This window comes from Phytoactinopolyspora halophila (genome assembly GCF_003287285.1).
GTDB classification, from domain to species: domain Bacteria; phylum Actinomycetota; class Actinomycetes; order Jiangellales; family Jiangellaceae; genus Phytoactinopolyspora_A; species Phytoactinopolyspora_A halophila.
This window is the reverse complement of record NZ_QMIG01000015.1, coordinates 101,467-126,925: the sequence shown is the minus strand read 5'-3', so window position 1 is coordinate 126,925 and position 25,459 is coordinate 101,467. Positions and strand designations below refer to the sequence as shown.

The 25,459-nt window shown below is 70.1% G+C and carries 22 protein-coding genes; 6 read left to right on the top strand and 16 right to left on the bottom strand.

Going from position 1 to position 25,459, the window contains the following annotated elements; translation table 11 throughout:
- Positions 1-418, top strand: a 418-nt coding sequence (locus DPM12_RS14475) for a hypothetical protein (RefSeq protein WP_211658995.1), incomplete at its 5' end; no start/stop codon positions are given.
- A 6-nt stretch (positions 419-424) separates the two neighbouring features.
- Here DPM12_RS14475 and DPM12_RS14470 read toward each other — a convergent pair.
- From DPM12_RS14470 to DPM12_RS14460, 3 genes are all read right to left on the bottom strand, one after another.
- The gene (locus tag DPM12_RS14470; protein WP_112259050.1) at positions 425-1,393 is read right to left on the bottom strand and encodes an alpha/beta hydrolase; all 969 of its coding nucleotides are present in this window, start codon (positions 1,391-1,393) and stop codon (positions 425-427) included.
- 62 nt (positions 1,394-1,455) lie between these two features.
- Entirely contained in the window at positions 1,456-2,427 is a 972-nt protein-coding gene (locus DPM12_RS14465) for an aldo/keto reductase (RefSeq protein ID WP_211658993.1), read from the bottom strand.
- Between the two features lie 14 nt (positions 2,428-2,441).
- The gene (locus tag DPM12_RS14460) at positions 2,442-3,581 is read right to left on the bottom strand and encodes a zinc-binding dehydrogenase (protein ID WP_112259033.1); all 1,140 of its coding nucleotides are present in this window, start codon (positions 3,579-3,581) and stop codon (positions 2,442-2,444) included.
- Between the two features lie 84 nt (positions 3,582-3,665).
- On the opposite strand from DPM12_RS14460, the gene DPM12_RS14455 reads away from it, so the two are divergent.
- A complete protein-coding gene (locus DPM12_RS14455) occupies positions 3,666-5,132 on the top strand; it encodes an amidohydrolase (RefSeq protein WP_112259032.1) in 1,467 nt (488 codons plus the stop codon).
- Between the two features lie 11 nt (positions 5,133-5,143).
- Here the strand turns inward: DPM12_RS14455 and DPM12_RS14450 are convergent, their stop codons facing one another.
- Entirely contained in the window at positions 5,144-5,914 is a 771-nt protein-coding gene (locus DPM12_RS14450; RefSeq protein ID WP_112259031.1) for an SDR family NAD(P)-dependent oxidoreductase, read from the bottom strand.
- Between the two features lie 334 nt (positions 5,915-6,248).
- Here DPM12_RS14450 and DPM12_RS14445 point away from each other — a divergent pair, with 334 nt between their 5' ends.
- On the top strand, positions 6,249-7,166 hold the full coding sequence (locus DPM12_RS14445) for an aldo/keto reductase (protein ID WP_112259049.1): 918 nt from the start codon (positions 6,249-6,251) through the stop codon (positions 7,164-7,166).
- A 157-nt stretch (positions 7,167-7,323) separates the two neighbouring features.
- Here the strand turns inward: DPM12_RS14445 and DPM12_RS14440 are convergent, their stop codons facing one another.
- The 5 genes from DPM12_RS14440 to DPM12_RS14420 all read right to left on the bottom strand — a co-directional run bounded on the left by DPM12_RS14440 (position 7,324) and on the right by DPM12_RS14420 (position 13,584).
- Positions 7,324-8,112, bottom strand: coding sequence for an alpha/beta fold hydrolase (locus DPM12_RS14440; RefSeq protein WP_112259030.1), 789 nt, complete (start codon positions 8,110-8,112; stop codon positions 7,324-7,326).
- The gene (locus tag DPM12_RS14435; RefSeq protein ID WP_112259029.1) at positions 8,109-9,128 is read right to left on the bottom strand and encodes an ABC transporter permease; all 1,020 of its coding nucleotides are present in this window, start codon (positions 9,126-9,128) and stop codon (positions 8,109-8,111) included. Before DPM12_RS14435 ends, DPM12_RS14440 begins: the two co-directional genes overlap by 4 nt.
- Positions 9,125-10,069: an ABC transporter permease gene (locus tag DPM12_RS14430; RefSeq protein ID WP_112259028.1), complete on the bottom strand. Its 945-nt coding sequence runs from the start codon at positions 10,067-10,069 to the stop codon at positions 9,125-9,127. Before DPM12_RS14430 ends, DPM12_RS14435 begins: the two co-directional genes overlap by 4 nt.
- Positions 10,070-10,139: 70 nt before the next feature.
- Entirely contained in the window at positions 10,140-11,759 is a 1,620-nt protein-coding gene (locus tag DPM12_RS14425) for an ABC transporter substrate-binding protein (protein WP_112259027.1), read from the bottom strand.
- Between the two features lie 46 nt (positions 11,760-11,805).
- Complete coding sequence (locus DPM12_RS14420; protein WP_112259026.1) at positions 11,806-13,584, bottom strand: dipeptide ABC transporter ATP-binding protein; 1,779 nt, start codon at positions 13,582-13,584, stop codon at positions 11,806-11,808.
- Between the two features lie 262 nt (positions 13,585-13,846).
- On the opposite strand from DPM12_RS14420, the gene DPM12_RS14415 reads away from it, so the two are divergent.
- Together DPM12_RS14415 and DPM12_RS14410 are read left to right on the top strand one after the other, a co-directional pair.
- A complete protein-coding gene (locus DPM12_RS14415; RefSeq protein ID WP_112259048.1) occupies positions 13,847-14,830 on the top strand; it encodes a methyltransferase in 984 nt (327 codons plus the stop codon).
- Positions 14,831-14,842: 12 nt separating this feature from the next.
- A complete protein-coding gene (locus DPM12_RS14410) occupies positions 14,843-15,778 on the top strand; it encodes an alpha/beta hydrolase (protein ID WP_112259025.1) in 936 nt (311 codons plus the stop codon).
- Here DPM12_RS14410 and DPM12_RS14405 read toward each other — a convergent pair.
- The 4 genes from DPM12_RS14405 to DPM12_RS14390 form a co-directional block, all read right to left on the bottom strand.
- Positions 15,775-16,362, bottom strand: coding sequence for a TetR/AcrR family transcriptional regulator (locus DPM12_RS14405; protein ID WP_112259024.1), 588 nt, complete (start codon positions 16,360-16,362; stop codon positions 15,775-15,777). The two genes, DPM12_RS14410 and DPM12_RS14405, sit on opposite strands and share 4 nt — an antisense overlap.
- Before the next feature lie 154 nt (positions 16,363-16,516).
- Positions 16,517-18,172: an amidohydrolase gene (locus tag DPM12_RS14400; protein ID WP_211658991.1), complete on the bottom strand. Its 1,656-nt coding sequence runs from the start codon at positions 18,170-18,172 to the stop codon at positions 16,517-16,519.
- An 11-nt stretch (positions 18,173-18,183) separates the two neighbouring features.
- Entirely contained in the window at positions 18,184-19,062 is an 879-nt protein-coding gene (locus DPM12_RS14395; protein WP_112259046.1) for a MoaF C-terminal domain-containing protein, read from the bottom strand.
- Between the two features lie 17 nt (positions 19,063-19,079).
- Positions 19,080-21,056 carry a primary-amine oxidase gene (locus DPM12_RS14390; protein ID WP_112259023.1) on the bottom strand — a complete coding sequence of 659 codons (1,977 nt, stop codon included), beginning with the start codon at positions 21,054-21,056 and terminating at the stop codon, positions 19,080-19,082.
- A 151-nt stretch (positions 21,057-21,207) separates the two neighbouring features.
- On the opposite strand from DPM12_RS14390, the gene DPM12_RS14385 reads away from it, so the two are divergent.
- On the top strand, positions 21,208-22,014 hold the full coding sequence (locus tag DPM12_RS14385; protein ID WP_112259022.1) for an SDR family NAD(P)-dependent oxidoreductase: 807 nt from the start codon (positions 21,208-21,210) through the stop codon (positions 22,012-22,014).
- A 99-nt stretch (positions 22,015-22,113) separates the two neighbouring features.
- Here DPM12_RS14385 and DPM12_RS14380 read toward each other — a convergent pair whose 3' ends face one another.
- The 3 genes from DPM12_RS14380 to DPM12_RS14370 are packed head-to-tail and all read right to left on the bottom strand — an operon-like array spanning position 22,114 to position 25,401.
- The gene (locus tag DPM12_RS14380) at positions 22,114-22,806 is read right to left on the bottom strand and encodes an ABC transporter ATP-binding protein (RefSeq protein ID WP_112259021.1); all 693 of its coding nucleotides are present in this window, start codon (positions 22,804-22,806) and stop codon (positions 22,114-22,116) included.
- Positions 22,803-24,554, bottom strand: a complete 1,752-nt coding sequence (locus DPM12_RS14375; RefSeq protein ID WP_112259020.1) for a branched-chain amino acid ABC transporter ATP-binding protein/permease — start codon at positions 24,552-24,554, stop codon at positions 22,803-22,805. The genes DPM12_RS14380 and DPM12_RS14375 overlap by 4 nt, the downstream gene beginning before the upstream one ends.
- Entirely contained in the window at positions 24,541-25,401 is an 861-nt protein-coding gene (locus tag DPM12_RS14370; RefSeq protein ID WP_112259019.1) for a branched-chain amino acid ABC transporter permease, read from the bottom strand. Before DPM12_RS14370 ends, DPM12_RS14375 begins: the two co-directional genes overlap by 14 nt.
- Positions 25,402-25,459: the final 58 nt, after the last annotated feature.

The following is a 25,459-nucleotide window of genomic DNA, read 5'->3' as shown; positions in this document are numbered from 1 at the left end:
GGAGGAGCAGCAGTACACGGTGGTGCTGGACACCGACAGCTTCGGTGTGATCGCAACGTTTGAAGACCGTCTCCTGCTCACGAGCCCGCACGGTGTGTGGCTTGGCAACGACGAATTCATCACCTATTCGGAGGTTGACGTCTACCTTGCGATCATCCAGGTCGACGTGTCCACTGGCCATTGTCGTGAGCGATTGATCCCAGATCCGCTCACGGATGGCTACATCGGTGGCAGCAATGGCAGGTTAGTCGAGTCTTCTGAATGGTTGCGGGGAACCGACACGACACAGGTGTACACGTCCAACCTTGATGGCAGTGATCGCCAGCTGTTTATAACCCTTCGCCTCAAGGCCGACGTCAACCGGGTCGATATACCACGGGGCCGCGTTCTCGGGACTGACAGCCACGCCAGAACGTGACCTTCGCTAGAGAGGGCCACGGTCGACGTTCCCCTGGGCGCCGGACAGGTTGACGTGAAGTCCAAGGGTGCGGCGCATCCACGACGAGCGCGCCTGCAGGGCAGCCGTCGTCGCCGCGCTGTCCGGCGCGATCCGGTCGAACCCGTGGTACGCGCCCGCCCAGACGTGCAGCTCGGCCGGTACGCCAGCACGCCAGAGCCGGTCACAGTACTGGACGTCCTCGTCGCGGAAGATCTCTGCCTCGCCGACCTCGACGAACGCGGGCGGAAGCCCGGACAGGTCGGTGGCCCGCGCGGGCGCGGCGTACGGCAAGACCCGCTCGGTGCCATGGTCGGCGCCGAGCAGCGCCTTCCAGCCCACGTCGTTGCTGCTCCGGCTCCACACGGCCGTGCCGCCGTACTGGTGCGTCGACGGCGAATCGTTGCGGTCGTCGATCATCGGGCACAGCAGCATCTGCCCGGCGATCGCCGGGCCGCCGCGGTCCCGGGCGAGCAGCGCGACGCCAGCGGCCAGCCCGCCGCCCGCGCTTCCCCCGCCGATAACCAGCCGGCGCGGGTCGAACCCCAGCTCACCAGCGTGCCCGGCCATCCAGGTCAGCCCGGCGTAGCAGTCCTCGACGGGTGCCGGATGCGGGTGCTCGGGAGCGAGCCGGTATTCGACCGTCACCGCGACGCAACCGAACTCGCCGATCAGGTTCACCATGCGCGGCAGGTCGCTGAAGCGATTGTCCATGACCATGCCGCCGCCGTGAATGTTGTAGAAACCGGGTGCGTCCGGGCGGGTCCAGCCCGGACGCAGCACCGTCACCGTGATGTCCGGCTGGCCGGGCGGGCCCGGCACGAGCCGGTCCTCCCACGTGATGTCGCGATCTCCGATCGCGTCCGCGCAGGTGAGGTTCATGGCCGCCATTCGTTTCCGGGCGTCGGCCAGCGTGTCGGTGCTCAGCGGCGGCTGGCCGGCGGCGGCCGCCAACATCGGCTCCGCGGCAGCCGCCAGCTCCGGATCGTACGGCGCGCGGGTGAATGCGTCGTCGCCGGTCACGGCCCCTCCGGGTCGACGACGCCCTGGTCCGCCCACAACGGCTTGGCCAGCTCGCGCACCCGGTCCGCGCCGACCTGCTCCACCAGGTCCACGGCACCGATGTTGTCCCGTAGCTGGTTGATGCTGGTGGCCCCGAACAGCGTGGTGGCGTTGGAGGGATGGGTGAGGGTGAACGCCACGCAGAACTGGGCCGGGCTGACCCCCAGCTGCTCGCTGATCGTCGCCAGCTCCGCAGCGGAGGCGGCGATGCGCTCGCGCACTCCGCCCGGATCGCGGCCCACTTGACGGGATTCCTTGCCGAGCAGCACGCCGCCCTCCAGGATGTCCGACGACTCGAGGCTCACGCCCTGCTCGAAGATGCGGGCGAACGGTTCACCGTCGGGAATCGCCCGCCGGGACACGCTGTACTTCAGCTGCGCCACGGCCGGGCCGGGCACGCCCGCCTCGGCTGCGTGGTCGATCAGCTCCTGGATGTTCGAGGCCGACCAGTTGTTCACACCCCAGGCGCGGATCAGCCCCGCGTCCACCAGCTTTGCCAGGTCATGCACCACCTGGTGCAGGTCGATGCCGTCTCGGCGGATGTCGCCAAGGATCACCAGGTCCGCGTAGTCGGTGCCGGCTCGCACCAGCGCGTCCTCCAGCTGGGTGCGAAAGCTCCGCTCCGGGTAGCCTTCCAGCCACAGCTTGGCGGACAGCAGGTACTCGTCGCGGCGCAGCCCGGCGCCGCGGACCATGGCCGAGAAGATGATGTCGGTGAACGAGCGTGGCCCGCCGGGAAGCCCGTACACGCCCACGTCGAACAGGTTGATCCCGGAGTCGACGGCCTCGCGCAGCATAGCGACCGCGTCCGGGAAGTCCATCCGGTCGTAGGTGTGCCACGACCCCAGGGAAAGCACGCCGGCCTCCAGGTCGGTCCGGCCGATGCGGCGCTGCGGGATGCGGCTGCGGGTGCGACGTGTCTCGGCCAACAGTCTCTCCTCCATCACGTGCTCGTGGTCGCTGTCGTGCCGGACGGCAGCCGCGGGTCGATGACCGCCTTGATCTGCGCGAGCCTGGACATGGCGTCGACGCTCGCACTGGCCTCGGACAGCGCGACCGGCGCGCTGAACAGCTCGTCCCACGGCAGCCGACCGGCGAAGGTGCGGAAGAACTCGATCGAGCGGTAGTAGTCCGCGATGTCCCCGTTCAGGGAGCCGACGACGGTCAGCTCCTTGCCCATGACCGTGCCCAGCGCGACCGGTGCCGGCCGCGGCCCGGTGGAGCCGACCACGGTGATGGTGCCGCGCTGGGCGGCGAACGCCACGGCCTCCTCGCCGACGGTGGGCGCGCCCGCGAAGTCGAAGACGTGGTCGGCTCCGAGCCCGCCGGTTAGGCCCAGAACCCGGCTGGCACGCTCGTCCGTCGTCGTCGCCTCGACCGGCACCGTCGCCGTGGCGCCGAACCGGGTGGCGGCGGCCAGCCGGTCGTCGGGCCCTCCGACGACGATCACCGCCGCCGCGCCGGAGATGCTGGCCACGGCCGCGGCGAAGATCCCGAGCGCACCCGCGCCCTGGATCACCACGGTCGAGCCGGTCCGGATCCCGCCGGTGCGCTCCACCGCGCGCAGCACGGTCTTGGCGGCGCACCCGGACATGGCCGCCCAGGTGTCCTTGACGTCGGCGGGGAGCAGCAGCTTGGCCGCGCCCGGCGTGACGACGCAGTACTCGGCCAGCCCGCCGGTGACGTAGGGCGGCTGGTCTGCTCGCTGCCGGAAGCCGTAGCCGCGGTCGCGGCAGGCCACCGGCTGCCGCAGCACGCTGCACCCGTAGCACGTGCCGCACGTCGACTCCGACCAGCCGATCCGGTCGCCGACGTTGACCGGGCGGCCCAGCGTGTCGACCGTGCCCGCACCGGTGGCCACGACCTCTCCGACCATCTCGTGGCCGAGGATCATGGGCAGCATCCCGGGTAGCGACATCTGCCCGCTCCACAGGTGCGCATCAGTGCCGCAGAGCGTGGTGCAGGTGATCCGCACGAGCGCGCCGCCGGGCTCCAGGCGCTCGGGGAGCGGGACGTCTTGCAGGGTCAGCGGCTGGCCGTGCTCGGTGAGCACCGCGGCCGCGGTCGTGGTTGGTAACGCCATCGGTCCTGTGTCTTCGCCGGGGGTGAATGTGTCGGTTAGTCTACATACGTTGAACAAAAGCGTCCATACTCCCGGGAGCGCCTCGTGACCGCTGACCACACCGGCCAGCCAGACTCGCTAGCCGATCTCGTCGCCACCGGCGGAACCGTGCTGACCTTCGACGGCAGGAACCGGTGCGCAGCCGGGCTCGCCACCCGCGCCGGAAGAATCGTCGCCGTCGGATCCGCAGCCGAGATGGAACGGCACATCGGCCCGCACACGCACGTCATCGACCTGGCCGGGCGCACCGTCGTCCCCGGCATCAACGACTCCCACCTGCACGCGACCTGGCTCGGCGCGATGTGGCCGCGCACGCTCTTGACCAGTGGCGAATCCATGCAGCCACCTCCCGCCGTCCGGCTGCGCGACGCGGCCGAGCGGCGCGCGGCCATCCTGCGTGCCGGGGAGCTGTGCGCGGCACTCGGCATCACCAGCTACACCGAGCCCGGCCTGGGTCCCGGCGAGGACGGCGGCGAGACCGGCTGCTTCTCGCAGGCCGTCCTCGACGACTACGCCGCGCTCGCCGCCACCGGGATGCTGCGGGCCCGGGTGACCGTCCTGCGGCTGTTCGGCCTGCTCGACGGGCCGAGCACGCTGGACGACTTCGAGCGCGGCATGGGCCTGCCGGCCCCTGTGGCCGACCCGGCATGGCTCAACGTCACCGGTGTGAAGATCTTTGCCGACGGCATCCCGCCCATGGGCACGGCCTGGACAGCACATGGTTGCGCGAGCAGCGGGCACGGCGCGGATGGCGGGACCGGGCACGGAGCGGATGGCGGGACCGGGCACGGAGCGGATGGCGCGACCGGCCACGGAGCGGATGGCGGGACCGGCCACGGCGGACTGCTGGTCGACGGGCGCGACGACGACGAGCGCGAGCGGCGCTTCCGGCGCATGGTCGAGCTGGCGCACGCGGCCGGCTGGCAGATCGGCGTGCACGCCACCGGGGACCGCAGCATCGAGGTGTTCGTGGACGCCGTCGCCGACACGGTGCGCCGGCACGGTCGCCGGGCCCGGCACTACGTCATCCACGGCGACCTGGCCGCGCCCGGGCAGCTCGCGCGCATGGGCGAGCTGGGGATCGGCCTGTGCGCCCAGCCCGGTATCGCCACCGCCACGGCCGAACTGGTCGCGGCGGCGCTCGGCGACGACGTCGCGGCTGCGGCATGGCCGCTGGCCCGCGCGTTGAAGGCCGGCGTCACCCTCACCCTGAGCAGCGACGCCCCCGTGCTGGGGCCGGACTGGCGCCAGCACGTCGCGGCGGCGGCCGAGTGGATGGGCAGCTCCGGCACCCAGCCGGAGCTCACGGCGCGCCTCCTGCGCTGCTACACCACCGAGGCAGCCGTCCAGGATGGTGCCGAGGCGTGGAAAGGCTCGCTGGAGGCCGGCAAGGTCGCCGACTTCTGCGTGCTCGCCGAGAATCCGCTGACGGTACCGCCAGCCGAGCTGCCGGACGTCGCCGTCGACACGACCGTCGTCGCCGGCCAGCCCGTCTTCACCCGCGCACAGTGATCATGCGGCCGTCAGGTGAGGAGCTGGCCGCCATCCACCGGCAAGCTTACGCCGGTGATGTGCCGGGCGTCGTCGGAGGCGAGGAAGGCGACCGCGGGCACGACGTCGGCGATCTGCGCGATCGATCCCAGCGGGATCCGCGCTTCCCACGCGGTCCGCGCCTCGTCGTTGGACGCGAAGCCCGCCGTCATCGGGGTGTAGACGGGGCCGGGTGCCACGGCGTTGACCCGGATACCGTGCGCGGCCAGCTCGATCGCCGCCGAGCGGGTCAGCGCGTCAACCGCGGCCTTGGTGGCTTCGTAATGCCCGAGGCCCGGCGTGGGCTGCCGGGACCCGATCGACGAGATGTTCACGATTGCCCCGCGGGTTCCGTGCCGGGCCATGTGGGCCCCCATGGCGCGGGTCATCAGGAACGTCCCGCGGAAGTTCACCCGGACGCACGTGTCGAACACGTCGACGTCCAGCTCCACGAGAGGTCCGCCACCGCCCGCGAGCCCGGCGTTGTTCACCAGCACGTCGACCGCGCCGAACCGGTTCTCCAGGTCGGCCACGAAGGCGTCGACGGATGCGGCGTCGCCGATGTCCACCTCGCCGTGCTCGGCTCCCATGCCTGCGGCGGCAGACTTCGCGCCCGCAGCCGATACGTCGGCGACGACGACGCGCTCGCCAGCCTCGCTGAACGCTTCGGCGATGCCCGTGCCGATGCCGCTGGCACCGCCGGTCACGACGACGGTCCTGGCGGCTGGACTGGTGGCTGGACTGGGTTGGCTGGTTCGTGTCATGCACGCCGTCCTCTCCGCTCGTGCGCGACCACGAGGCCGCGCCACACCGTGTCTGGCTGCCCACGCGTGACCAGCGAATGCCGGAAGGTCCCTGCCGGGAAGGTCCTGCTGGTTCAGGTCCCTGCGGGTTCCTTTATGCGCCGGAAGGTCCCTGCCGGTTCCGTCATGCCGGGGCCTCGATGGATCCGGACGGTGCGCCGCCCGATGATCACTGTGGACAGGTGCGTTATATTATACAAGCGTAGAAATTAAGTGGAAGAGCCCGGCAGCGACGTGGAGGAAGCGCGTGAGCGACGAGACGGAGGTTCCGGTCCGGCAACTCGGACCCGGAGGGATGACGACGTCGATATTCGGCCTCGGATCGTGGAACACCTGGGACCGGATGCCGTTCGACGACGCGGTTAACCTGGTTCGTGCCGCGTTGGATGCTGGCGTGACGCTGTTCGACGTCGCCCACTACAACATGGGTCCGCATGCCGAGCAGGCCCGCACCGACATCATCTTCGGCGAGATCGTCCGGGCCCTGGGCCTGCGCCGTGAGGAGTTTCAGCTGTGCGGCAAGCTCTGGCTGTGGGAGTATCCGGCCAAGGGATTCGCCGATCAGATGGCCACCTCCCTGGACCGGATCGGGATCGACAAGGCCGACGCCGTGGTGGTCGGGGACTACCTGGAACGGCCGGACATCCGGCAGATCGTCACGGACGTCGCTGAGCAGATCCGGGCCGGGCGATTCGACAGCTGGGGCGTCAACAACTGGCCCGCCACCGACCTGGACCTGGCCATCGAATTCGCCACGGCGGAGGGCATGCCGCCGCCCAGCTTCGCCCAGCTCAAGTACAGCGTGGCCCGCCGGTCCATGGCCGAGGGCCCCTTCTACGGCGAGCACTTCTCGGCCGGGCGGCTGGCATTGCAGGCCTCCGACATTTTCGAGGGCGGGATCCTGCTCGGCACGAAACACCCGGAACGCAAGATCGGCGCCGACCCGGGCGGCATCCGGGACCAGATCCGCGAGGCCGCCGACTCTGTGGCCAGGATCGCGGCCGACTTCGGTGTCACGCCGGCGCAGGTCGCCATCGCGTTCTGCCTGCAGAATCCCGCCGTGGCGAACGTGTTGTTTGGCGTCAGCCGGCGCGAGCAGCTCGACGATAACCTGGCTGCCCTCCTGCTATGGCGAGACCATGGTGCGGCGCTGCGCGCTGCACTCGATGAGCTCTGGCTGGACCGGGAGGTGAATCCCGACGGCACACTGTGACGGCGCGTGCCGTGTTGGACGCTCCGACGCGCGTGCGGTGTCGGTTGTGTGGCGGAGTAGGGGAGCGTCCACCCTGACGCGTGTGCCGTACCAGGCTTTCTCGGGCCGTAACACGTCTACAGCCGTGTCACGGCCAGAGGAAACGTACCAAACATGATCATTCTGACAAGAAGGTGAGGGTGGTGGAGCGGAACTCGTCGCCGTGCAGGGCGGCCATGTGGCCGCCGGTCACCCGGCGCAGCACGCTGCCCGGCACCAGCTCCACGAGCTTCTCGATCCCATCGCTGACCGGGTCGTCCGCGCCGGCCACGAAGAGCACCGGGACGTCCACGTCGCCCGCGCCCGGCGTGAACGGCTCGGAGCGCAACCCTTCGATACACGTCGCCAGCGCCCTCGCGTCCTGCCCGGGCGCGGCGATCATCTGCGCGATCATCCCGGTCAGCGGGTCGCCAGGCGGCGTGCCGTCAGTGGCGAACGCGAGCGCCTCCTCCACGTTCACCGTGGCGAACGGTTCACCGGGGCTGATCCCGCCGAGCACCAGGTGCGCCACCCGGGCGGGAGCCGACCGGGGCAGTTCCCACGCCAGCCGCGCCCCGAGCGAGTAGGCAACGACATCCACCACTGGTGCGCCCTCCGCCTCGATCACCCGGCTCAGGGCTCGCACCATGCCGCTGGTGGTTGCCTCCTGCAGGGTGCGCGGGGCCGGGCTGGTGCCATGTCCGGGCAGATCGGGAACGACGACGACGCGACCGGCGGCCGTCAGGGCATCCACCCATCCGGGCTGGCCGCCGTCGGACCCCGCCTGTCCAGGCGATGACGCGGTGCCGTCGAGCCAATCCCGCTTGCCGGACGACGCGAAGCCGTGCAGCAGCAGTACCGGAGGGCCGGACGGCGCCTGGCTCGGGGTGAAGCGGCGGACCGTCAGGTCGGTCGTGGGCTTGGTCATGGGGAAACGGTCCTCTCGTGACTCGTGTCGGCTGCGTCGGCCGGTCGCTCCGGCTGGCTCCGGTGGCCGTCGTCGGTATCGCCGGTCCGCGCAGGTCCCTTCCGGCTGCCCGGCCGGCCTCGACTGCGCAGCCGTTGCAGCTCGGTCAGCGTCCGGCTGCGCGGGTCGACGACCTGGCGCAGGCTCCCGCCGATGAGGTTGAGCACGTACACGCACAGGATGATGGCCAGGCCGGGAATGATGATCAGCCAGGCCGCCTCGTGCATGTACGCGCGACCTTCGGCGATCATGTTGCCCCACGTCGGCGTGGGAGGCGCGATGCCGAGCCCGAGGAAGCTCAACGCACCGTCGATCAGCATCGCGGCGGCCGACAGGATGATGATCTGCACCAGTGCCAGCGGCAGCACGTTCGGGAAGACGTGCACGAACAGCGTCTTCCACCGGCCCATGCCGGACACCCGGGCAGCGTCGATGAACGACCGGTTGGCTACGCTGAGTACCCGGCTGCGGATCACCCTGGCCACGAACGGCGTGAAGATGACCGACAGGGCGATCAGCTCGGTCCACAGGCTGGCACCGAGCGCCACAGCCAGGGCGGTGGCCAGGATGATGGCCGGGAACGCCATCCAGGCATCCATGATCCGCATCAGAACCACATCCGCGGCCCGGAAGAAGCCGCTGATCAGGCCGATCAGCATGCCGGCCGTCGCGGCACACAGCGTGATCAGCGCCGCCAACCCGAGCGAGGCCCGCCCGCCGGACACCAGGCGGCTCAAGACGTCGCGGCCGTACAGGTCGGTGCCGAACGGGTGTCCCGCTGACGGCGGCAGCAGCCGGTTGACCGGATCGGTCGCGTTCGGATCGGGCAGGAAGAACGGAAGGACGACGACGATCAGCACGATCAGGCCGAGCGCGGCCGTGGCCACGACCAGCACCGGGTTGCGCCGTACCGCCCGCCGGACCCGCGGCAGCCTGGCGGCTCGGGGAGTCGTCTGCTGGGCCACGCCTGCGGTCATGACACACGCACCTTCGGGTCGATCAGCGCATAGGACAGGTCGACGAGCAGGTTCACCGCCACGAACAGCAGCGCGATGAACAGGGTGATGCCCTGGATCAGCGGGAAGTCCCGGGTGTGGATCGCACCGAGCAGCAGCGAGCCGAGCCCGGGGATCACGAAGATGCTCTCGATGATGACGATCCCGCCGATCAGCACGGCGAAGTTGGTGCCGACGATCGTCAGGATCGGCATCAGGGCGTTCGGCAGCACGTGCCGGAGCACCACCTGGGTCTCGGTGAGTCCCTTGATCCGGGCGGTGCGCAGGTACATCTGGGTCAGCTCGCCCAGCACGCTCTCCCGCAGGGTCAGCGTGAACAGCGCGGACTGGGCGATGACCAGCACGGCCACCGGCAGCACCAGGCTCTGGACGGCCGCGGCCGGGTCGCTGAACAGGCTGGTGTATCCGCTGGTGGGCAGCCAGCGCAGCGTCAATGCGAACACCAGGATCAGGATCAGTGACATCCAGAAGTCCGGGATCGCCATCCCCAGCGGAGCGGACTGGTTGACCAGCCGGGCGAGCGGGCTGCGTGGGCGCACCGCGTACCACGTCGTGATCGCAACCGCGATGCAGAAACTGATGGCCGTGCTGATCACCGCGAGGGTGAGGGTGGGGCCAATGTGCTGGCCGATGACCGTCAGTACCGGGGCGTTGTGCGTGATGGACTCGCCCAGGTTCCCGGTCACCACCTGGCCCAGCCAGGCGAGGTACTGCTCGTACAGGGCTCCGTCGAGGCCCAGCGCCTGGCGGAGGTTGGCCAGCTCCTGTGGCTGTGCGTTCGCGCCGAGGATCGCGACGGCCGGATCGCCGGGGACGAGCCGGATGATCAGGAACATCATGGTCCCGACCACCAGCAGGATGATGATCAGGTCGCGAAACCGGCGCAGCAGCAGGCCTGTCACGGCAACCCCTTTCTGTCGGGACGAGCGAGCGCCCCGGGGCCGTGCGCGGCCCCGGGACGGGCGCGACGCGTCACTCCTCCAGCCACGAGTTCCAGAACACCCGCCAGTAGTCGTCGTAGCCCTTCAGCTTCGGCGAGTAGGCGGCCCACGGCTTCGCCGAGCTGAGCACGATCACCGGCAGCTCCTCCCAGACCAGTGCCTGCATCTCATCCACGACAGCCTTGGCCTCCTCCTCGCTGGTCGCCGCGTTGTAGTCGGCCAGCAGCTGATCCATCTCCGGCGAGCCGGAGCTGTTCATGGCCCCCAGCGTCAGCGGCGGCATCTGCTGCGGGGAGTTCAGGAAGCCGTTGAAGAACAGCGTGGTGATGTCCCACTCCTCCTCCTGGAGGATGTCGAGCATCGTGGTGAAGTCATACGGGTCGATCTGGACGTTGTAGCCGAGCTCCCCGAGCTGGTCTTGCAGCAACACCGCCCACTGGTTGAACTGCGGGAACGTGTTGGAGGTGACGATGCGCAGGGTGTCGCCCTCCTCGAGGCCGGCCTCGGTGAACATCTGTTTGGCCTTCTCCGGGTCGTACGCTTCGTAGACCTCCGAGCCTTCCGTCGAGTAGAAGTCCACGTTGTCCTTGGACACGAACGCGCCGTGCTCCTCGACGATCTCCGGGCTGCCCCCGGTGGCGGCGTTGATCGCCTGCTTGTCGATCGCCAGGTTGAGCGCGTGCCGGGCCTGCTTGTCGGAGAAGATCGAACTCTCGTCGTGGTTCGGGACGATCACGTTCAGGTCGCCGCCGCTGAGCGTGGAAACGACCACGTTGGGGTCGTTCTTCAGCTGCTCGTAGTGGTCCGGTGTCGGCATGATGTGCTGCCACTGGTCGGTGAGCAGGCCGTTGATCAGCGCATCCTGGTCGCCGACCACGGTGAAGGTGATGGTGTCCAGGTAGGCGTGCTTGGCGCCGGCCAGGCCGCCCAGGTCTTCCTCGGAGCGCGACTTGTACTCGTCGAACCGTTCGAGGACGATCTCCTGGCCGACCTCCCAGCTCTTCAGCTGGTACGGGCCGGTGCCGACGGCCCCTTCTTGCTCGAATCCTTCGGCGCCCACGTCTTCGATGAGCTCGGCGCGGAAGATCTCGCTGCCGGGGCTGGCCAGCTCGTCGATGAGCGGGTAGCGGGGTGTGTTGAGTGTCAGCTCGACGGTCAGCTCGTCGACGGCCTCGATGGATTCGATATCCGGGGCGATCATCTGGCCGGTGCGGTTGAACTCCTGCCACCGTTCCAGGCTGGCGACGACGTCCTCCGCCGTCAGCGGGTGACCGTCGTGGAACGTCACGTCGTCGCGCAGCGTGAACGTGTAGGTGAGGCGGTCGTCGCTGATGGTGTAGTCGTCCACCAGCATCGGATGGGCCTGGTTGTCCTCATCGACGTCGAACAGCTTCTCGTAGAGCGTGTTGGCCAGGTGCACCGCCACCTGGGTGGGGTTGACCGCGGCGTCCAGCGACTGTGGATCGGACGGGATCGCGACGGTCAGGTTGCCGCCGACGACGGGTTCACCCGCGTCGACGCTGCCATCGCCGTCCGGGTTGGCCGACGACGGCTGGTCCCCGCCGCACGCCGACAGGAGCAGTGCACCGGCGGCCGCCACGGCGACGAGACCGGTAGCGGGCGGTCGCCCCTTGTTCAGTCGAGTTCTCATGGTTGGCTTCCTTCGCTGTACGGAGAGCGGGGATCTGGCACCTGACTCAGCCGCCGCGCTGGTAGCTGGACAGGTCCGGGTTGGCCGCGAGCAACCGCTGGGTGTACTCGTGCGTGGACGACGTGCGGATGGCCGCCGGGGATCCGACCTCGATGAGGTTTCCCTCGAACATCACTCCCACCCGGTCGGCGACCGAGAGCACCAGGCTGAGGTTGTGCGTGATGAACAGGAAGCTGATGCCGTGCGTGCGCTGCAACTGCAGCAGCAGGTTCATGACCTGGCCTTGAACGGAGACGTCGAGCGCCGACGTCGGCTCGTCGGCGACGATGAGCTGCGGTTCGGCGGCGACGGCGCGGGCGATGGCCACCCGTTGCCGCTGCCCGCCGGAGAGCTGTGACGGGAGCTTGCGCGCGCTGTCGGCAGGCAGGCCCACCTCGTCGATCAGCCCGGCCACCCGCCGGTCGAGCTCGGCGCCGCGCAAGCTGGTGAGCTCGCGCAACGGTTCCGCGATGATGCGCCCCGCCGGATGGCGGGGGTCGAGCGAGCTCTGCGGGTCCTGGAAGATCAGCTGCACGCGGCGGCGGAAGGCGCGCTCGTCGCCGTGCAGCCCGCCGGCGTCGACCGTATGCCTGCCGAAGGTGAGCGTGCCGCCGGTCGGAGTGTCGAGGGCGCTCACCATCCGGCCGAGCGTGGTCTTGCCCGACCCGGACTCGCCCACCAGGCCGAAGAACTCGCCGGCCGGGATCTCCAGCGAGACGTCGTTGACCGCGTGGACCGGTGGGCGTGCGGACAGGAGCCGGCGCAGCCGGCCGGTGCCATGCGCGCCGAAGACCTTGGACACCTCGTCGAGCACCAGTGCCGGTGTGTCGGCGCCGGGCGACGGCGTGGCCCGCTCGGAGAGGGCGGTGACCTGCGTCGCCGGGGCCGTGCCCGGGCTGTCGTCGCCGCCGCGGGTGGCGGCTTCGAGCAGCTCCTCCGAGATGGTCGGGAATCCGTCTCGCCGGTTCACCCCGATCTGCGGGACGCAGTCGAGCAGGGCGCGCGTGTACGGATGCTCGGGTGCGCTGAGGATGTCGTGCGCGGTGCCCATCTCGACCAGGCGGCCGCGATACATCACGGCGATCCGGTCGGCGATCTCCGCGGCGACGCCCATGTCGTGGGTGATGAAGACGCAGGCGGTGTGGTGCTCCTGTCGCACCCGGCGGAACAGGGTCAGGATCTCCGCCTGGGTGGTGACGTCGAGCGCCGTAGTCGGCTCGTCCGCGATGAGCAGGTCCGGATCCGACATGAGCGCCATGGCGATCATCACTCGCTGCTGCATGCCGCCGGAGAGCTGGTGCGGATACATCGACATGATGCGCCCCGTGTCCGTCAAGCCCACCTCGGCCAGCAGGCTGCACGCCTTCGCGTGCGCCTCCTTGTGCAGCTGCGTCCCCTTCCGGCTGGCCTGGCGCGGCTGCGTGCCCGGCGGCCGGTACGCCTCGATGAGCTGCGGTCCGATGCGCTGGCTGGGGTTCAGCGAGTCGAGTGCCTCCTGGAAGATCATCCCGATCCGGGCGCCGCGGTATGCGCGCATCTCGTCCGCGGTCAGGGTGGTGATGTCGACGCCGTCGACCAGGATCTCGCCGTCGGTATAGACGGGGGCGATGAACTCGAACAGCCGCATGATGGTCAGCGCCGTCACGGTCTTCCCGCTGCCCGACTCGCCGACGACGCACAGGGTGTGGCCGTGCTGGAGATCGAGCGACAGCTCGTGGACGAGCTCCGTCTCGGTCTCGTCGGTCACGACACTGATCGTCAGGTCTTTCACGTCGAGCAGCGGCATCGGGTGAGATCCCCTTCCTGGCGCCGGTTCTCGAGCCGACCAGGCTGATATTCCTACACATGTTGACAGGGCCCATGAGCACTGTCAATGGTTATTCCACGGCTGTAGGAAATCGAAACCGAGTCGTGTCAGGGTGGCATTCTTCCTGGAGAGAGCGGTCTTGTGAGGTTATTGTCAACATATGTAGACTTTCTGGCCGCGCGCCCGGACGGTTTCGGACGTCCGGGCGCCGCGCCGCCGTCGCCCACGAAGGAGCATGATCATGACGTCCACCCCCGACCCCTCCCGCATCCTCGACATCGCCACCAGCTACATGGGGGCCAAGCTGCTGTTCGCGGCCAGCCGGACCGGCCTGTTCCACGCCCTCGCCGACGGCCCGCTCGACGCCGACGAGCTGGCCAGGCGCACCGGCACCCCATCAGTGGTCGCCCGCATCCTCGCCGACGGCATGGCCGCGCAGGGGCTGGTGAACCGCGACGGCGGCCGCTACTCGCTCCCGGCTGATGCGCGGGCCTATCTCACCGGAGACCACGCCGCCCTCGACCTCGGGCCCTACCTGACGTTCCTCGACGAGATCAGCTACGGGCACTGGCAGCAGTTCGACGCCACGGTACGCACCGGTGAACCGGGCGACCTCGGCATGGACGACGACCGCTGGGCGACCTTCCTGGCCGGGGTGATGGCCTACAACCGGCTGCACGCGCGCATGCTGGCGCAGCACGTCGACCTCACCCCGTACCGGAGGCTGCTCGATCTCGGTGGCCTGTCCAGCGCCTTCAGCATCGAGGCGATGCGCGCCAACGAGCAGCTGCACGCGACGTTCGTCTTCGACCCGAAGGCCGTGGATACCGTGACGGCCGACGTGACAGCCGCCGGCGTCGACGACCGCAGCGTCGTCATCGGCGAGCCCACCGCGACCGCCGAGCCGGCCGGCGAGTTCGACCTCATCATGGTCAATCACGTCATCCACCGCTTCAGCCCCGAGCAGAACGTCGAGATCCTCCGGCGCGCCCGGGCCGCCGCGACGCCCGGCGCACGGCTGCTGCTCCTCGACTTCTACCTCGACGACGACCAGCATCAACGCTCCATCGACGCCCTGCACGCCGGCGAGTACCTGGTCATCGACGGCACCGTGGTCTATCCCGAGGCCGACGTGCGCGGCTGGCTGGCGCAAACCGGGTGGCGCGCCACCGGCATGACCCCGCTACCCGGCAGCCCGCGCGTCCTGCACGCCGACGCGGCCTGACGGGAGCGCGACATGACCCTCGACCCAGCTGTGAAGACCCTGCTCGACGGCATGGCGGGGAGCGAGAGCGCGCCGCCCGGGCCGATCTCCGCGCCCCAGATGCGCGCCGCCTTCGCCGCCGGCATCCGGCTGCCCGACCCGCTCGAACCGGTCGGCTCCGTTCGCGACCTGCACGTTCCCGGACCCGGTGGTGCCATACCGGTGCGCCTGTACACGCCCGACACACCCGGTCCGTGGCCCGCCTACATCTGGCTGCACGGCGGGGGATGGACCATCGGCTCGGCCAACGAGAACGAGGTCGCCTCGCGCGCCGTGTGCAACGCCGCTGGCGTCGCCGTCGTCGCCGCCGAGTACCGGCTGGCTCCCGAGCACCCGTTCCCGGCCGCGCCGCACGACTGCTACGCCGTCCTGGAGTGGGTCGCCGCGCACGGCGGCGAGCTGGGTGTCGACGGCACCCGGGTGGCGATCGGCGGGGAGAGCGCCGGCGGCAACCTGGCCACCGTCGTCGCCATGATGTCCCGCGACCGTGGCGGGCCGCCGATCCGGGCTCAAGTGCCGGTCTGCCCGGTGTACGGGCATCCGGACGACGGCTTCGCGTCGTACGTGGAGTGCGCGACCGGCTACGGGATGACGGCCGGCGCGATGCGGTTCTTCTTCGACCAGTACGTGACCGATCCGGCGCAGCTGGCCGACCCGTACCTGCTGCCGCTGCGCGCCACCCACCTCCGTGGTCTCCCTCCGGCGCTGATCATGACGGCGCAGTATGACGTGCTGCGGGACGAGGGCGAGGAGTTCGCGCGGCGGCTGGCGGATGCGGGCGTCGACGTCGAGCTGGCCCGTTACGACGGCCAGATCCACGGCTTTTACGGCCTGCACACCGAACTGCCCGCTGCCGCCCGCTCGCACGCGCACGCGGCCGGGTTCCTGCGCCGCACCCTCGCTGGCTAGGGGCGGGTGAGCCGGTCGAGCAGCGATTCCACGTGCTGTCGTTGCAGCTCGATGGTGGTGTACTGCGGACCCACCAGGCTCATCACGTTGGCCCCGGCGTTGATCAGCACGATCTCGTCGACCAGTTGCTCGTCCGGCGTCTCGGTGACGATGTCGCCGTCCTCGCGGCCCTCGGCGATCAGCCGGTGCAGCAGGGCGCGCCATTCGCGCAGGTGCTCGAGGTACTTGTCGTGCAGTTTCGGGTTCGTCAGCGACTTCTGCCAGAACGTGAGCAGGACGCGGCCGGCAGTGATGCGCTCGTCGTCGATCGGCATGGAGGACAGGCACACCTCGCGCAGCGCTTCGAACCCGCGGCGGCCCTCGATGGAGACGTAGCCCTTCATGAACTCCAGCGCGCGCTCGTACGTGGCCTGGATGATGTCGTCCTTGCTGGGGAAGTAGTGCTTGAGCGCGCCGTTGGCGAAACCCGCGGCGGCAGCGATCTCGCGCATGGTGGCGGCCTCGATGCCGCCCTTGGTGATCAACTCCCACGTCACGTCGACGATATCCTGGCGGCGTTGGTCATGGTCGATGATCTTCGGCACCTGGGCTCCCTGGTCCGCAACTCGAGCTGATCGTACGGCGATTTGCGTCTACCAGTGTAGGACTGTGGCCGGTGCCGCACGATCACGGGCAGGCTCGCAGAGCCACCAGCCCGGTCAGCGAGCCCGCCGGGCCAGCTCGCCGGGTGCAGCCCGGTCAGCCCGCTTCGAAGACCTGCCTCCCGGCGAACCACGTCTCCGTCACCCGGGTACCGATGATCGACATCGGATCCACCTCGAACGGGTTCTGATCTGTCACGATCAGGTCGGCCGACTTGCCCGGCCGCAACGAGCCGGTCACCGTGCCCAGGCCCATCGCCACCGCGCCGTTGAGCGTGAAGACCTCGATCGCCTCGGCCAGCGTGATCGCCTGCTCGGCCCACAGCGTCCCCGGATGCTGCCCGGTCGGGTCCTGCCGGGTGATCAGGCCCTGGATGCCTTCCCACGCGTTCGGCGATTCGCTGACCGGCCAGTCCGACCCGCCGGCCACGAGCGCTCCCGCGTCGATCAGCGCCCGGTTGGGCTGCATGCGCGCCGCCCGCTCGGCCGGCAGCACTCCCGCGATGGCTTCGGGTATCACGCCCGGCACCCAGATGTACGGGGAGATGTCCGCCGCGACGTCCAGAGCGGCGAACCGGGGAATGTCCTCGGGGTGCACGAACTGGCCGTGCGCCACCTGGTACTGGACGTCCACGTGTCCCTCCGTGCGGACGGCCGCGACCGCGTCCAGCAAGGCCCGCACGGCGGCATCGCCGGTGCAGTGCACCTTGGCCGACAGGCCGGAACGGGCCGTGCCGCGCAGCCAGCCGGCCAGCTCGTCGGGCGTCATGGTGGGCGAGCCGCAGTAGTCCGCGCCATGCTTTCCGTCCGGGAGGTACGGCTCCAGGAACGCCGCGCTGCGCGTCGGCGGCACGCCGTCGAGGAAGATCTTCACGAAATCCGGGCGGTGATGGGTGCTGCGGAACCTGTCGCCGACGGCGATCAGTTCCTCGCCGATGGGGGAGAAGCCGAACAGCGGATCGTTGATCAGCATCGATGTCACCACCCACGCGTCGAGCCGGCCACCGTCGTCCATCGACTTCAACGCGCGCAGGATGTCGACCGACACACCGGCGTCCTGGAACGCCGTCACGCCGTAGGAGTGCAGCATCTCGATGGCCCGCTCCGAGCAGCGCACGTGCTGCTCGGCCGACAGCGCACCGGTGGCCCGCACGGTTGCTTCGGCCAGCGTGCTCGCGCCGTCGAGCAGGACGCCGGTCGGCTCGCCCGATTCGGGGTCACGCGCGATCGCCCCGCCGTCCGGGTCCGGGCTGTCCGCCGTGATCCCGGCGAGTTCCAGGGCGCGAGTGTTCACCCAGCGGTTGTGCCGGCTGTCGTCGCTGAGCATCACCGGGCGCCCGCCCGACGCCTCGTCCAGCGCCCGCCGGGCCGACTCCCGGTTCACGGTCTCCACCAGGGTCGACCCCCAGGCGCCGCCCAGCACCCACTCGTCCGGCCCGAGCGCGGCGGCCCGCTCGCGCACCGCGTCGAGGATCTCGGCCAGCCCCGCGTTCGCGGAGAAGGTCAGCTCGTACAGGTCAGCCTTGCCGGCCAGGGCATGGTGGACGTGCACGTCGACGAGGCCCGGCATGACGAATGCCCCGCGCAGGTCGCGGACCTCCGTTGACGGGCCGCGCAGGTCGCGGGCGAGGTCGTCGCCGCCGACGTCGAGAACCCGGCCGTCGTGGATCGCGACCGACGACGCCCACGGCCGGGCCGGATCGACCGTGTAGGCCGCCGCGTTGGTGAAGATCAGGTCAGCGTGCACGGCCATGCCAACCTCCGTTACGCCAGCGCCGGGTCGTAGCGGTCCGGGTGCGCGGTGACGCTGAGCAACCGGCCGAACGCGCCGAACGTGAAGTAGGTGGGGTGCTTCCCGGTCTCGTCGAGCCCGAACAGCACGCCGTGCGAGCGCAGGTCGCGAGCATCGCGGTGGTCGGCGACGGTCACGGCGGCGCACGGGACGACCTTCTCCCGCCAGGCGAACAGGCAGATCCCGGGCCGGATCTCGTAGACGGTGTTCTCGTCGGTGTCGGCCAGCCCTTTCTCCGGGCCGGCGAGGCACTGCCACGTGTACCAGTGCGGGCTCAGGTAGACGTGCTCGTAGGCGTGCTCGTCGCTGTACACCCACATGGTGCGGCGCCCGACGAGCGTGGTGCTCGGCGCGATCGCGCCCGCCGCCTGCCGGCCCTGGATCGTGGCCGGGGTGAAGGTCTGCGTGACGCGGGGCACCTCCGCGGCGGTGCCGATGGTGCTCACCACCCGCAGCGCGCGCCCGTACCGCAGGTCCAGGACCAGCGAGACGGCGCTCTCGGGCTGGCCTGCCATGTGGTACTGCACGTAGTAGAGGTCGTCGTCGACGACGAACGCCTCGTACTCGTCGTCACCGTGCTGCCCGGCCGCGCCGCGCCCATCGTCATCGTCGTCGACGTCGCCCGTCGCACCGGGCTCGCAGCGGACGTGCCGGCCGGTGAAGTGGTACGTGATCGCCGTCCCGCCCGGGTTCTCGGTGACGACGGTGCACCCCGCCAGGTCATCCACCGGCGGCGCCTTGTGCGCGTCGAACCCGGGTGCCAGGCCGTCCAGCGGCAACCAGGTGGAACGATCCGACAGGTCCACCTGCCGCGCCGTCGAGCCGTCACCGTTCGTGCTGGTACTGGTCATGTCCATATGAATCTCCTCTAGGGGCCGCAGTGGCAGGCGTCCGACGCCCCCGCCGCCGCAGGGCGGCCATCCGGCACGTCGAGAGCGGGGTTCTGGTCGAGAAAGCCGTACGGTTTGAACGCGAAGCCGGAGTAGTCGACCGGCATCACCGGCCAGTCCTCGGGCCGGGGGATGTGCGTGGGGCCGAACACGTGCCAGAGCACGATGTCGGTGCCCTCCAGGCTGCGGTTCTCCGCCGTCCACGCCGGCAATCCGGCGCCTCCGGCGTGCGCGTTCGGGTAGTCGCCGGCGGGGAACCGCTGGTCCGGGTGGTACGCGGTGGCCCACAGGTGCTTGGTGGCGAACGTGGCCCGCGCGTACACGCTGGACTCGGGCCGGGCCATGAGCGTCGCCGACGTCTTCGGCACCAGCTGGTAGCACGTCGGCCTGCCCACCCGGTTGGTGCGCTCGGCGCTGCGCACCTCCCACACCCGGGCCCGGGCGGGGTCGGCCATCCGCTGCGCGTCACGCTCCCGGCGCAGCGGCGTGGCCTGCCAGGTGAACGCGTTGCCATGCGGGTTCTCCGGACCCGCCGCGATGCCCTCGACATCCACCTCGTAGACGGAGTTGGCCGCGCCGTCGACGGCGACGTCGAGCCGGGCACAGAACAGGTGCTGGTGCACCGGGGCGAAGATGCCGGGCGCGATCTCCGGCGCGTGCGGGTTGGGCTCTCCCGGGTGACCGGCGCCAGCGAACACGATGCCGGTGGCCTTGGCCTCCAGCTCGATCGTCCCATCCAGGTAGAAGTACCAGTAGAAGCCGTAGTCGTAGTTGCCGACGGTGGCGAAGTACGAGATCACCAGCCGGCGCGAGCGGCGCACCTCGCTGCGGCCGTTGAGGTCGGTGTGTTTCCAGAGGATCCCGTAGTCCTCCTCGTGCATGCACACCGCCTGCGGGATCTTGACCGGGTTGCCCTGGTCGTCGGCGACGAACGCGTCGAAGTAGTGGATGACGCCCAGGCAGTCGCAGCCGAGTTCCAGCGAGTTCGCGTTCTTGCCCAGCAGGTACTCGCCGGCGTCGAAGTAGCTGATCCAGAACCGGGTGGGTGACGTGTCGCCGTACGGCACCACCATCTCCGGCACGGACGCGCGGTGCAGCACCGACCGGTCCTCGTCGCCGTCGCGGAAAGCCACCTGGTTCAGCACCAGCCCTTCGCGGGCATTGAAACCGACCCGGAACGTCCAGTTCTCCCAGGTCACCGCCGATCCGTCGACGTGAAAGCTCGGCCCGTCCGGCTGGGTGATCTCGATCGGCTTCAGCGACGCGCGTGCCGGCCCGGCGGACGCGGCGTCGTACCGTCCGTGTGCTGCCGGGACTGGCACGTCGCCCTCGTCCTCGAGCCGAATGACCTCGCGAGCCGTGAGGTCGACGTGCGCGATCAGTCCCTCCACCGGGTGCGCCCACGGGCTGTCGTCCTCGTCGTCGCGCAGGAAGGTCAGCGAACGGATGACGCGCCGGCCGGCCTCATCGGCGCGTCCGAGGAAGCCGGGCGCGAGCGGGCTGCAGAAAGCGTGCTCCATCCGGTCGGCCAGGCCCCGCCGGGCCATCGCCGCCTGCCACTGCGGCGACGCCTTGACGATCGCCTCGGCGCGATCGTACTCCTCGAACAGGTACTGCGGCTGGCCGTACGGCGGGTTCGCGGTGTCCAGGGGCCGCCAGGACACGATGCGGTTCTCGGTGACCGACACCACCGCCTCCGCCGACTCCCCGGTGTCGGTGTCCAGGACGGTGAACAGGATGCGCCGCTCGATCGGGTCGCCGTCCTTGAACGACGCCACCACGTCCTTGGCCGGCTCCACTGGCAGCACCTGTGGAAACCTGGTCGACCTGGTGAGCCGGCCGGCTGCGGCAAGCACCGCGTACCCCACCCGGATCTCGTCGGCGGTCAGCGGATCGAGCGGGTGCTGGACAGCACGGGGTTCGGACACGGATCCGTGGCAAGCAGCATGCGACATGCTCATCCTTCGACGGTTCGGAGCGGTCGAACCAGTGTCGCCGGATCCGCGCGGCTGGTGATTGTCGTGCAGCGCACGGTTGTTGTCGGCATCGGCATGCCGCGCCTGTGAGCCCTATCAGCACCGTTGTGGCCAGGCATCATCGGACCCGATGAGCACTCTTGAGGGCACCGTCGTCATGATCACCGGCGGTGGCACCGGCATCGGCGCCGCCACCGCACGCCTGTACGCGTCGTCCGGGGCGCGCGTCGTCGTCACCGGGCGCCGCCGCGACCCGCTGGAGAAGGTCGCGGCCGAGACGGGTGGCCTGGCCGTCGTCTCCGACGTGAGCGAGCGCGAGCAGGCCGAGGCAGCAGTGGCCACGACGCTGGCCGAGTACGGCCGGCTGGACGTCGCCGTGGCCAACGCCGGAGGCCAGGGCCTGTCCTCGGTGACCGACACCGATGACGACGAGTGGGCGTTTGCGTTGCAGTCCAACCTGACCACCGCGTTCGTGTTCGCCCGCGCCGCCGTGCCGGCCCTGCTGGAGTCGCGCGGCCAGATCGTCATCGTTTCCTCGCTGGCGGGCCTGTTCGCCGGTCCGAACCTGGCCGGCTACACCGTGGGCAAGCACGCGCTGATCGGGCTGACCCGCACGCTCGCCCGCGACTACGGCCCGCAGGGAGTGCGTGCCAACGCGGTGTGTCCCGGCTGGGTGCACACCCCCATGGCGGACGACGAGATGGCCAAGCTCGCCGAACTGGGCGGGCTCACCGATCCGGGTGACGGCTACCAGATGGCCACCGCCGAAGTGCCCTTGCGCCGAGCCGCCGAGCCGGAAGAGATCGCCACCATCATCCGGTTCCTCGGCTCGCCCGACTCGTCGTATATGACCGGCTCGGTGCTGGTCGCCGACGGCGGGGCGCACGTCGTCGACCTCCCGACGCTGGCGTTCGAACGCGCCGCCAACTCCGAATGATCATGTTTGGTACGTTTTCTCGGGCGATAACACGCCTGTAGACGTGTTATCGCCCGAGAAAACGTACCAAACATGATCATTCAGGCGGGCCGGCGGTGGTTAGCCGCCGAGGTAGGCGGCGTGCAGCGTGTCGGGAGAGTCGCGCAGCGCCTGCGCGTCGCCGTGATAGGTGACCCGCCCGGACGCGACCACGAGCGCCTCCCGGGCCAGCCCGAGCGCCAGGTGGGTGAACTGCTCCACCAGCAGGATGCCAACACCCTGGTCCGCGAACCGTTGCACCATCGGCAGCAGGCGGGTGAACACCACCGGCGCCAGGCCCAGCGACATCTCGTCGATCAGCAGGAACGCCGGCCGCGCGGCGAACGCCCGGGCCAGTACCACCATCTGCTGCTCGCCGCCGCTGAGCAGCTCCGCCGGGGAGTCACGGCGCTCGTCCAGCTCCGGGAACAGGGCCAGCGCGTCGTCCAGCTCGGCGCTGCTGCGAGCGGACAGCCGCACGTTCTCCACGACCGTCAAGCTGGGAAACACCGCCCGGCCCTGCTCGATGTGCACGAGCCCGAGCCTTGACCGGGCCACCCGGGACAGCCGGGTGATCGGCGTGCCGTCCACGCTGATCGAGCCGCCGGACACCGGGACCACCCCGGAGACCGCCTCCAGCAGGCTCGTCTTGCCGGCGCCGTTCGGCCCGACGAGCGCGGTGATGGCTCCCGGGCGCACGTCCAGGCTGACGTCCCGGATGACCGGCCCGGCACCCCGGGACACCGTCACGTCGCGCAGTTCCAATGCGTTCACAGCATCTCCGTCTCGCCCATGTACGCCTTCAGAACGGCCGGGTCGGACAGGACTTCCTCCTGCGGCCCGGCCGCGAGGACCTCGCCGAAGTCGAGCACGGTGATGGTGTCGCACACCGACCGCACGAGGTCGAGGTCGTGCTCGATCAGCAGCACCGACACCCCGAATCGGTGGGGGACCTGGCGCAGCCGCTCGGCCAGGGCGATGTGCTCGTCGTGCGAGAGGCCGGCGGCCGGTTCGTCGAGCAGCATGACCCGCGGCCGGGCAAGCAGGTGCCCCACCACCTCGATGATCCGCCGGGTTCCCACGTCGACCGTGCTCAGCCGGGTTCGGGGTGGCGGGCAGCCGAAGAACTCCAGCGTGCCGGCGAGCTCGTCGTGAGACAGCCGGCGCCGGGCCACGAACCGCACGTACGCGTCGACGGTCAGGCCCGGTGGCACGCGGTCTTGCTGGAACGTGCGGCGCAGGCCGAGGCGGGCGCGCCGGGTGGGGGACAGGCCGGCCATCGACGTACCGTCCAGCGTGACCGTTCCTTCCGCACGCGGGAGGAAGCCACTGATGACGTCGACCAGTGTGGATTTCCCGGCACCGTTCGGCCCGATCAGCCCGACCACCGCGTTCTGCGGGACGGCCAGGTTCACGTCGCGCAGCGCCTGCACCTGCCCGAAGCTGACGCTGAGGTTCGAGACCTCCAGCACCGGTGCACCGCCGGGCGCAGCCGCCGGCGGCTGCGCCGCCACGTCGGTGACTGGCGCGGCCAGCGTCCGCGTGGCCGCCTGCCGGCGGGCACGTCCGGCAGTGCGATTCCACCACGTCGTGCGGATCACGGCGCCCAGGTTGGTGCCGCTGGCCAGCGCCTGCACGCCCAGCGCGCCGAAGACGACGAAACCCCAGTCCTGCGGCACGCCCCACCTCTTGAGCAGCTCCGGCACGGCCACCCAGAGGAGCGCGCCAAACAGCGCCATGTCAATCAGGTAGGCCCCCGCCATGATCGACAGCACGTACAGCGCCAGCGACTGGAGCGGGGTGAAGCTGGCCGGGAGCGCGAGCCCGACCTGGCCGGCCAGCAGGCCACCGCTGATGCCGCCGAGGGCCGCGCTGACCGCGAACGCCGTCAACTTCGACCTGGGCACGCTCGTCCCGGCGGCCGCGGTGCCGCGCTCGGAGAAGGCGACCGACTTCCAGCTGCTGCCCCACCTGCTGTGCTGGAGGACGTACAGCGTCGTCGCGCAGGCGACGAGAACGATGACGGAGAAGACGAAGTACGAGCGGTCGTCGGCGAACGGGCCGGGACGCGGGACGAACGTTCCCGACGCGGTGCCGGGGAACTGCACCTGGACCAGCGCGACGTCGGCGGCGGCCGCCAGGCCGAGGGTGACGACGGCCAGGTTGACGCCGCGCAGCCGCAGCGCCGGCAGGCCCACGAGGATCCCGGCCGCCCCGGCAGCCACCCCGCCGACGGCGAGCCACGCGACGAACCCGCCCGGAGCGCCGATGACGTTCAGCCCGGAAACGAACCACGCCCCCACCGCGGCGAACGTCAGCTGGCACAGCGCGATCATGCCGGCGCTGCCGGTCACCACGCCCAGGCCCAGGATGGCGATGCAGGCCACGATCACGCTGATGCCGAGGTAAACCAGGTAGCCAGACAGCGTGACGCTGAATCCGTAGCCGGCGGCGATCGCCGCGACGGCCACCGCGAACGGCGCCGCCAGCCGGAGCACGCGGGCCGTGTCAGCGTGCGGCATCCCATACCTCCTTGCGCTGGAACCACACCAGCAGGCCGACGATGAACAGGAACGGCAGGAAGTGCCGGGCGACGGACAGCTCGGTCATCTGCGCGGCCGCGCCTTGCAGCACACCCAGCGCCAGCCCGCCGACGACGGCCAGGTCGAGCCGCCGGAACGCGCCCAGCAGGGCGGCGGCCGCCGCCGGCACCACCAGCATCGACAGCGCGATGGCGTCGTTTGACTGGCTCGGCGCCACGATGGCGATGACCAGGGTGCCGACGGCGCCGGTCGCGGCCCAGACCGCGATGCCGAACAGCTTGGCCGGAATCCCGATCAGCTCCGCGGTGGTCGGACGCTCCGAGAGCGCGCGCAACTTGATGCCCACCGCGGTCCGGGTGAGCAGGGCATGCGACGCGGCCGCGACGACGGCCGCGATGGTCACCGTGAACACTGCGACCTGGCTGATCACCACGCCGCTGACCTGGAACGCCGGACCGCCCAGGATCGGGCGGAACGGCTGCGGCTTGTTGCCGAACAGGATGAACGACAGCGAGATCAGCAATAGCAGCACGGCGACCGTGACGGCCGAACGGGCGCTGGTGTCGGCTTCGGACAGCCACGTGCTGACCACCCACCCGATCGCCGCGCTGATGGCCGCTCCACACCCGACGGCCACCACCGTGGCCAGCCAGATCGGCACTCCCTGGTTGCTCACCAGCCACACGGCGATGTACGTGCCGAACATGCCGGCCGCCGCCTGGGCGAAGTTCACCACGCGCACGAGGCGTGACATGAGTGTCAGGCACACGCCCAGCACGGCGTACACGCCGCCGGCGGCCAGCCCGGCCAGTGCTCCCTGCAGCATCCGCCGCTCCTCTCTCGTCACATCCCCGTGCCGGTGCGTCCTCGCAGGGGTGAGCGCT

What these genes read in the sequence shown, in the direction of transcription:
- DPM12_RS14425 (WP_112259027.1), bottom strand. Translation starts at nt 11,759, where the DNA reads ATGAGAACTCGACTGAACAAGGGGCGACCGCCCGCTACCGGTCTCGTC.
- DPM12_RS14450 (WP_112259031.1), bottom strand. Translation starts at nt 5,914, where the DNA reads ATGACACGAACCAGCCAACCCAGTCCAGCCACCAGTCCAGCCGCCAGG.
- DPM12_RS14370 (WP_112259019.1), bottom strand. Translation starts at nt 25,401, where the DNA reads ATGCTGCAGGGAGCACTGGCCGGGCTGGCCGCCGGCGGCGTGTACGCC.
- DPM12_RS14410 (WP_112259025.1), top strand. Translation starts at nt 14,843, where the DNA reads ATGACCCTCGACCCAGCTGTGAAGACCCTGCTCGACGGCATGGCGGGG.
- DPM12_RS14435 (WP_112259029.1), bottom strand. Translation starts at nt 9,128, where the DNA reads ATGACCGCAGGCGTGGCCCAGCAGACGACTCCCCGAGCCGCCAGGCTG.
- DPM12_RS14375 (WP_112259020.1), bottom strand. Translation starts at nt 24,554, where the DNA reads ATGCCGCACGCTGACACGGCCCGCGTGCTCCGGCTGGCGGCGCCGTTC.
- DPM12_RS14420 (WP_112259026.1), bottom strand. Translation starts at nt 13,584, where the DNA reads ATGCCGCTGCTCGACGTGAAAGACCTGACGATCAGTGTCGTGACCGAC.
- DPM12_RS14400 (WP_211658991.1), bottom strand. Translation starts at nt 18,172, where the DNA reads ATGGCCGTGCACGCTGACCTGATCTTCACCAACGCGGCGGCCTACACG.
- DPM12_RS14390 (WP_112259023.1), bottom strand. Translation starts at nt 21,056, where the DNA reads ATGTCGCATGCTGCTTGCCACGGATCCGTGTCCGAACCCCGTGCTGTC.
- DPM12_RS14460 (WP_112259033.1), bottom strand. Translation starts at nt 3,581, where the DNA reads ATGGCGTTACCAACCACGACCGCGGCCGCGGTGCTCACCGAGCACGGC.
- DPM12_RS14415 (WP_112259048.1), top strand. Translation starts at nt 13,847, where the DNA reads ATGACGTCCACCCCCGACCCCTCCCGCATCCTCGACATCGCCACCAGC.
- DPM12_RS14440 (WP_112259030.1), bottom strand. Translation starts at nt 8,112, where the DNA reads ATGACCAAGCCCACGACCGACCTGACGGTCCGCCGCTTCACCCCGAGC.
- DPM12_RS14395 (WP_112259046.1), bottom strand. Translation starts at nt 19,062, where the DNA reads ATGACCAGTACCAGCACGAACGGTGACGGCTCGACGGCGCGGCAGGTG.
- DPM12_RS14470 (WP_112259050.1), bottom strand. Translation starts at nt 1,393, where the DNA reads ATGTTGGCGGCCGCCGCCGGCCAGCCGCCGCTGAGCACCGACACGCTG.
- DPM12_RS14445 (WP_112259049.1), top strand. Translation starts at nt 6,249, where the DNA reads ATGACGACGTCGATATTCGGCCTCGGATCGTGGAACACCTGGGACCGG.
- DPM12_RS14385 (WP_112259022.1), top strand. Translation starts at nt 21,208, where the DNA reads ATGAGCACTCTTGAGGGCACCGTCGTCATGATCACCGGCGGTGGCACC.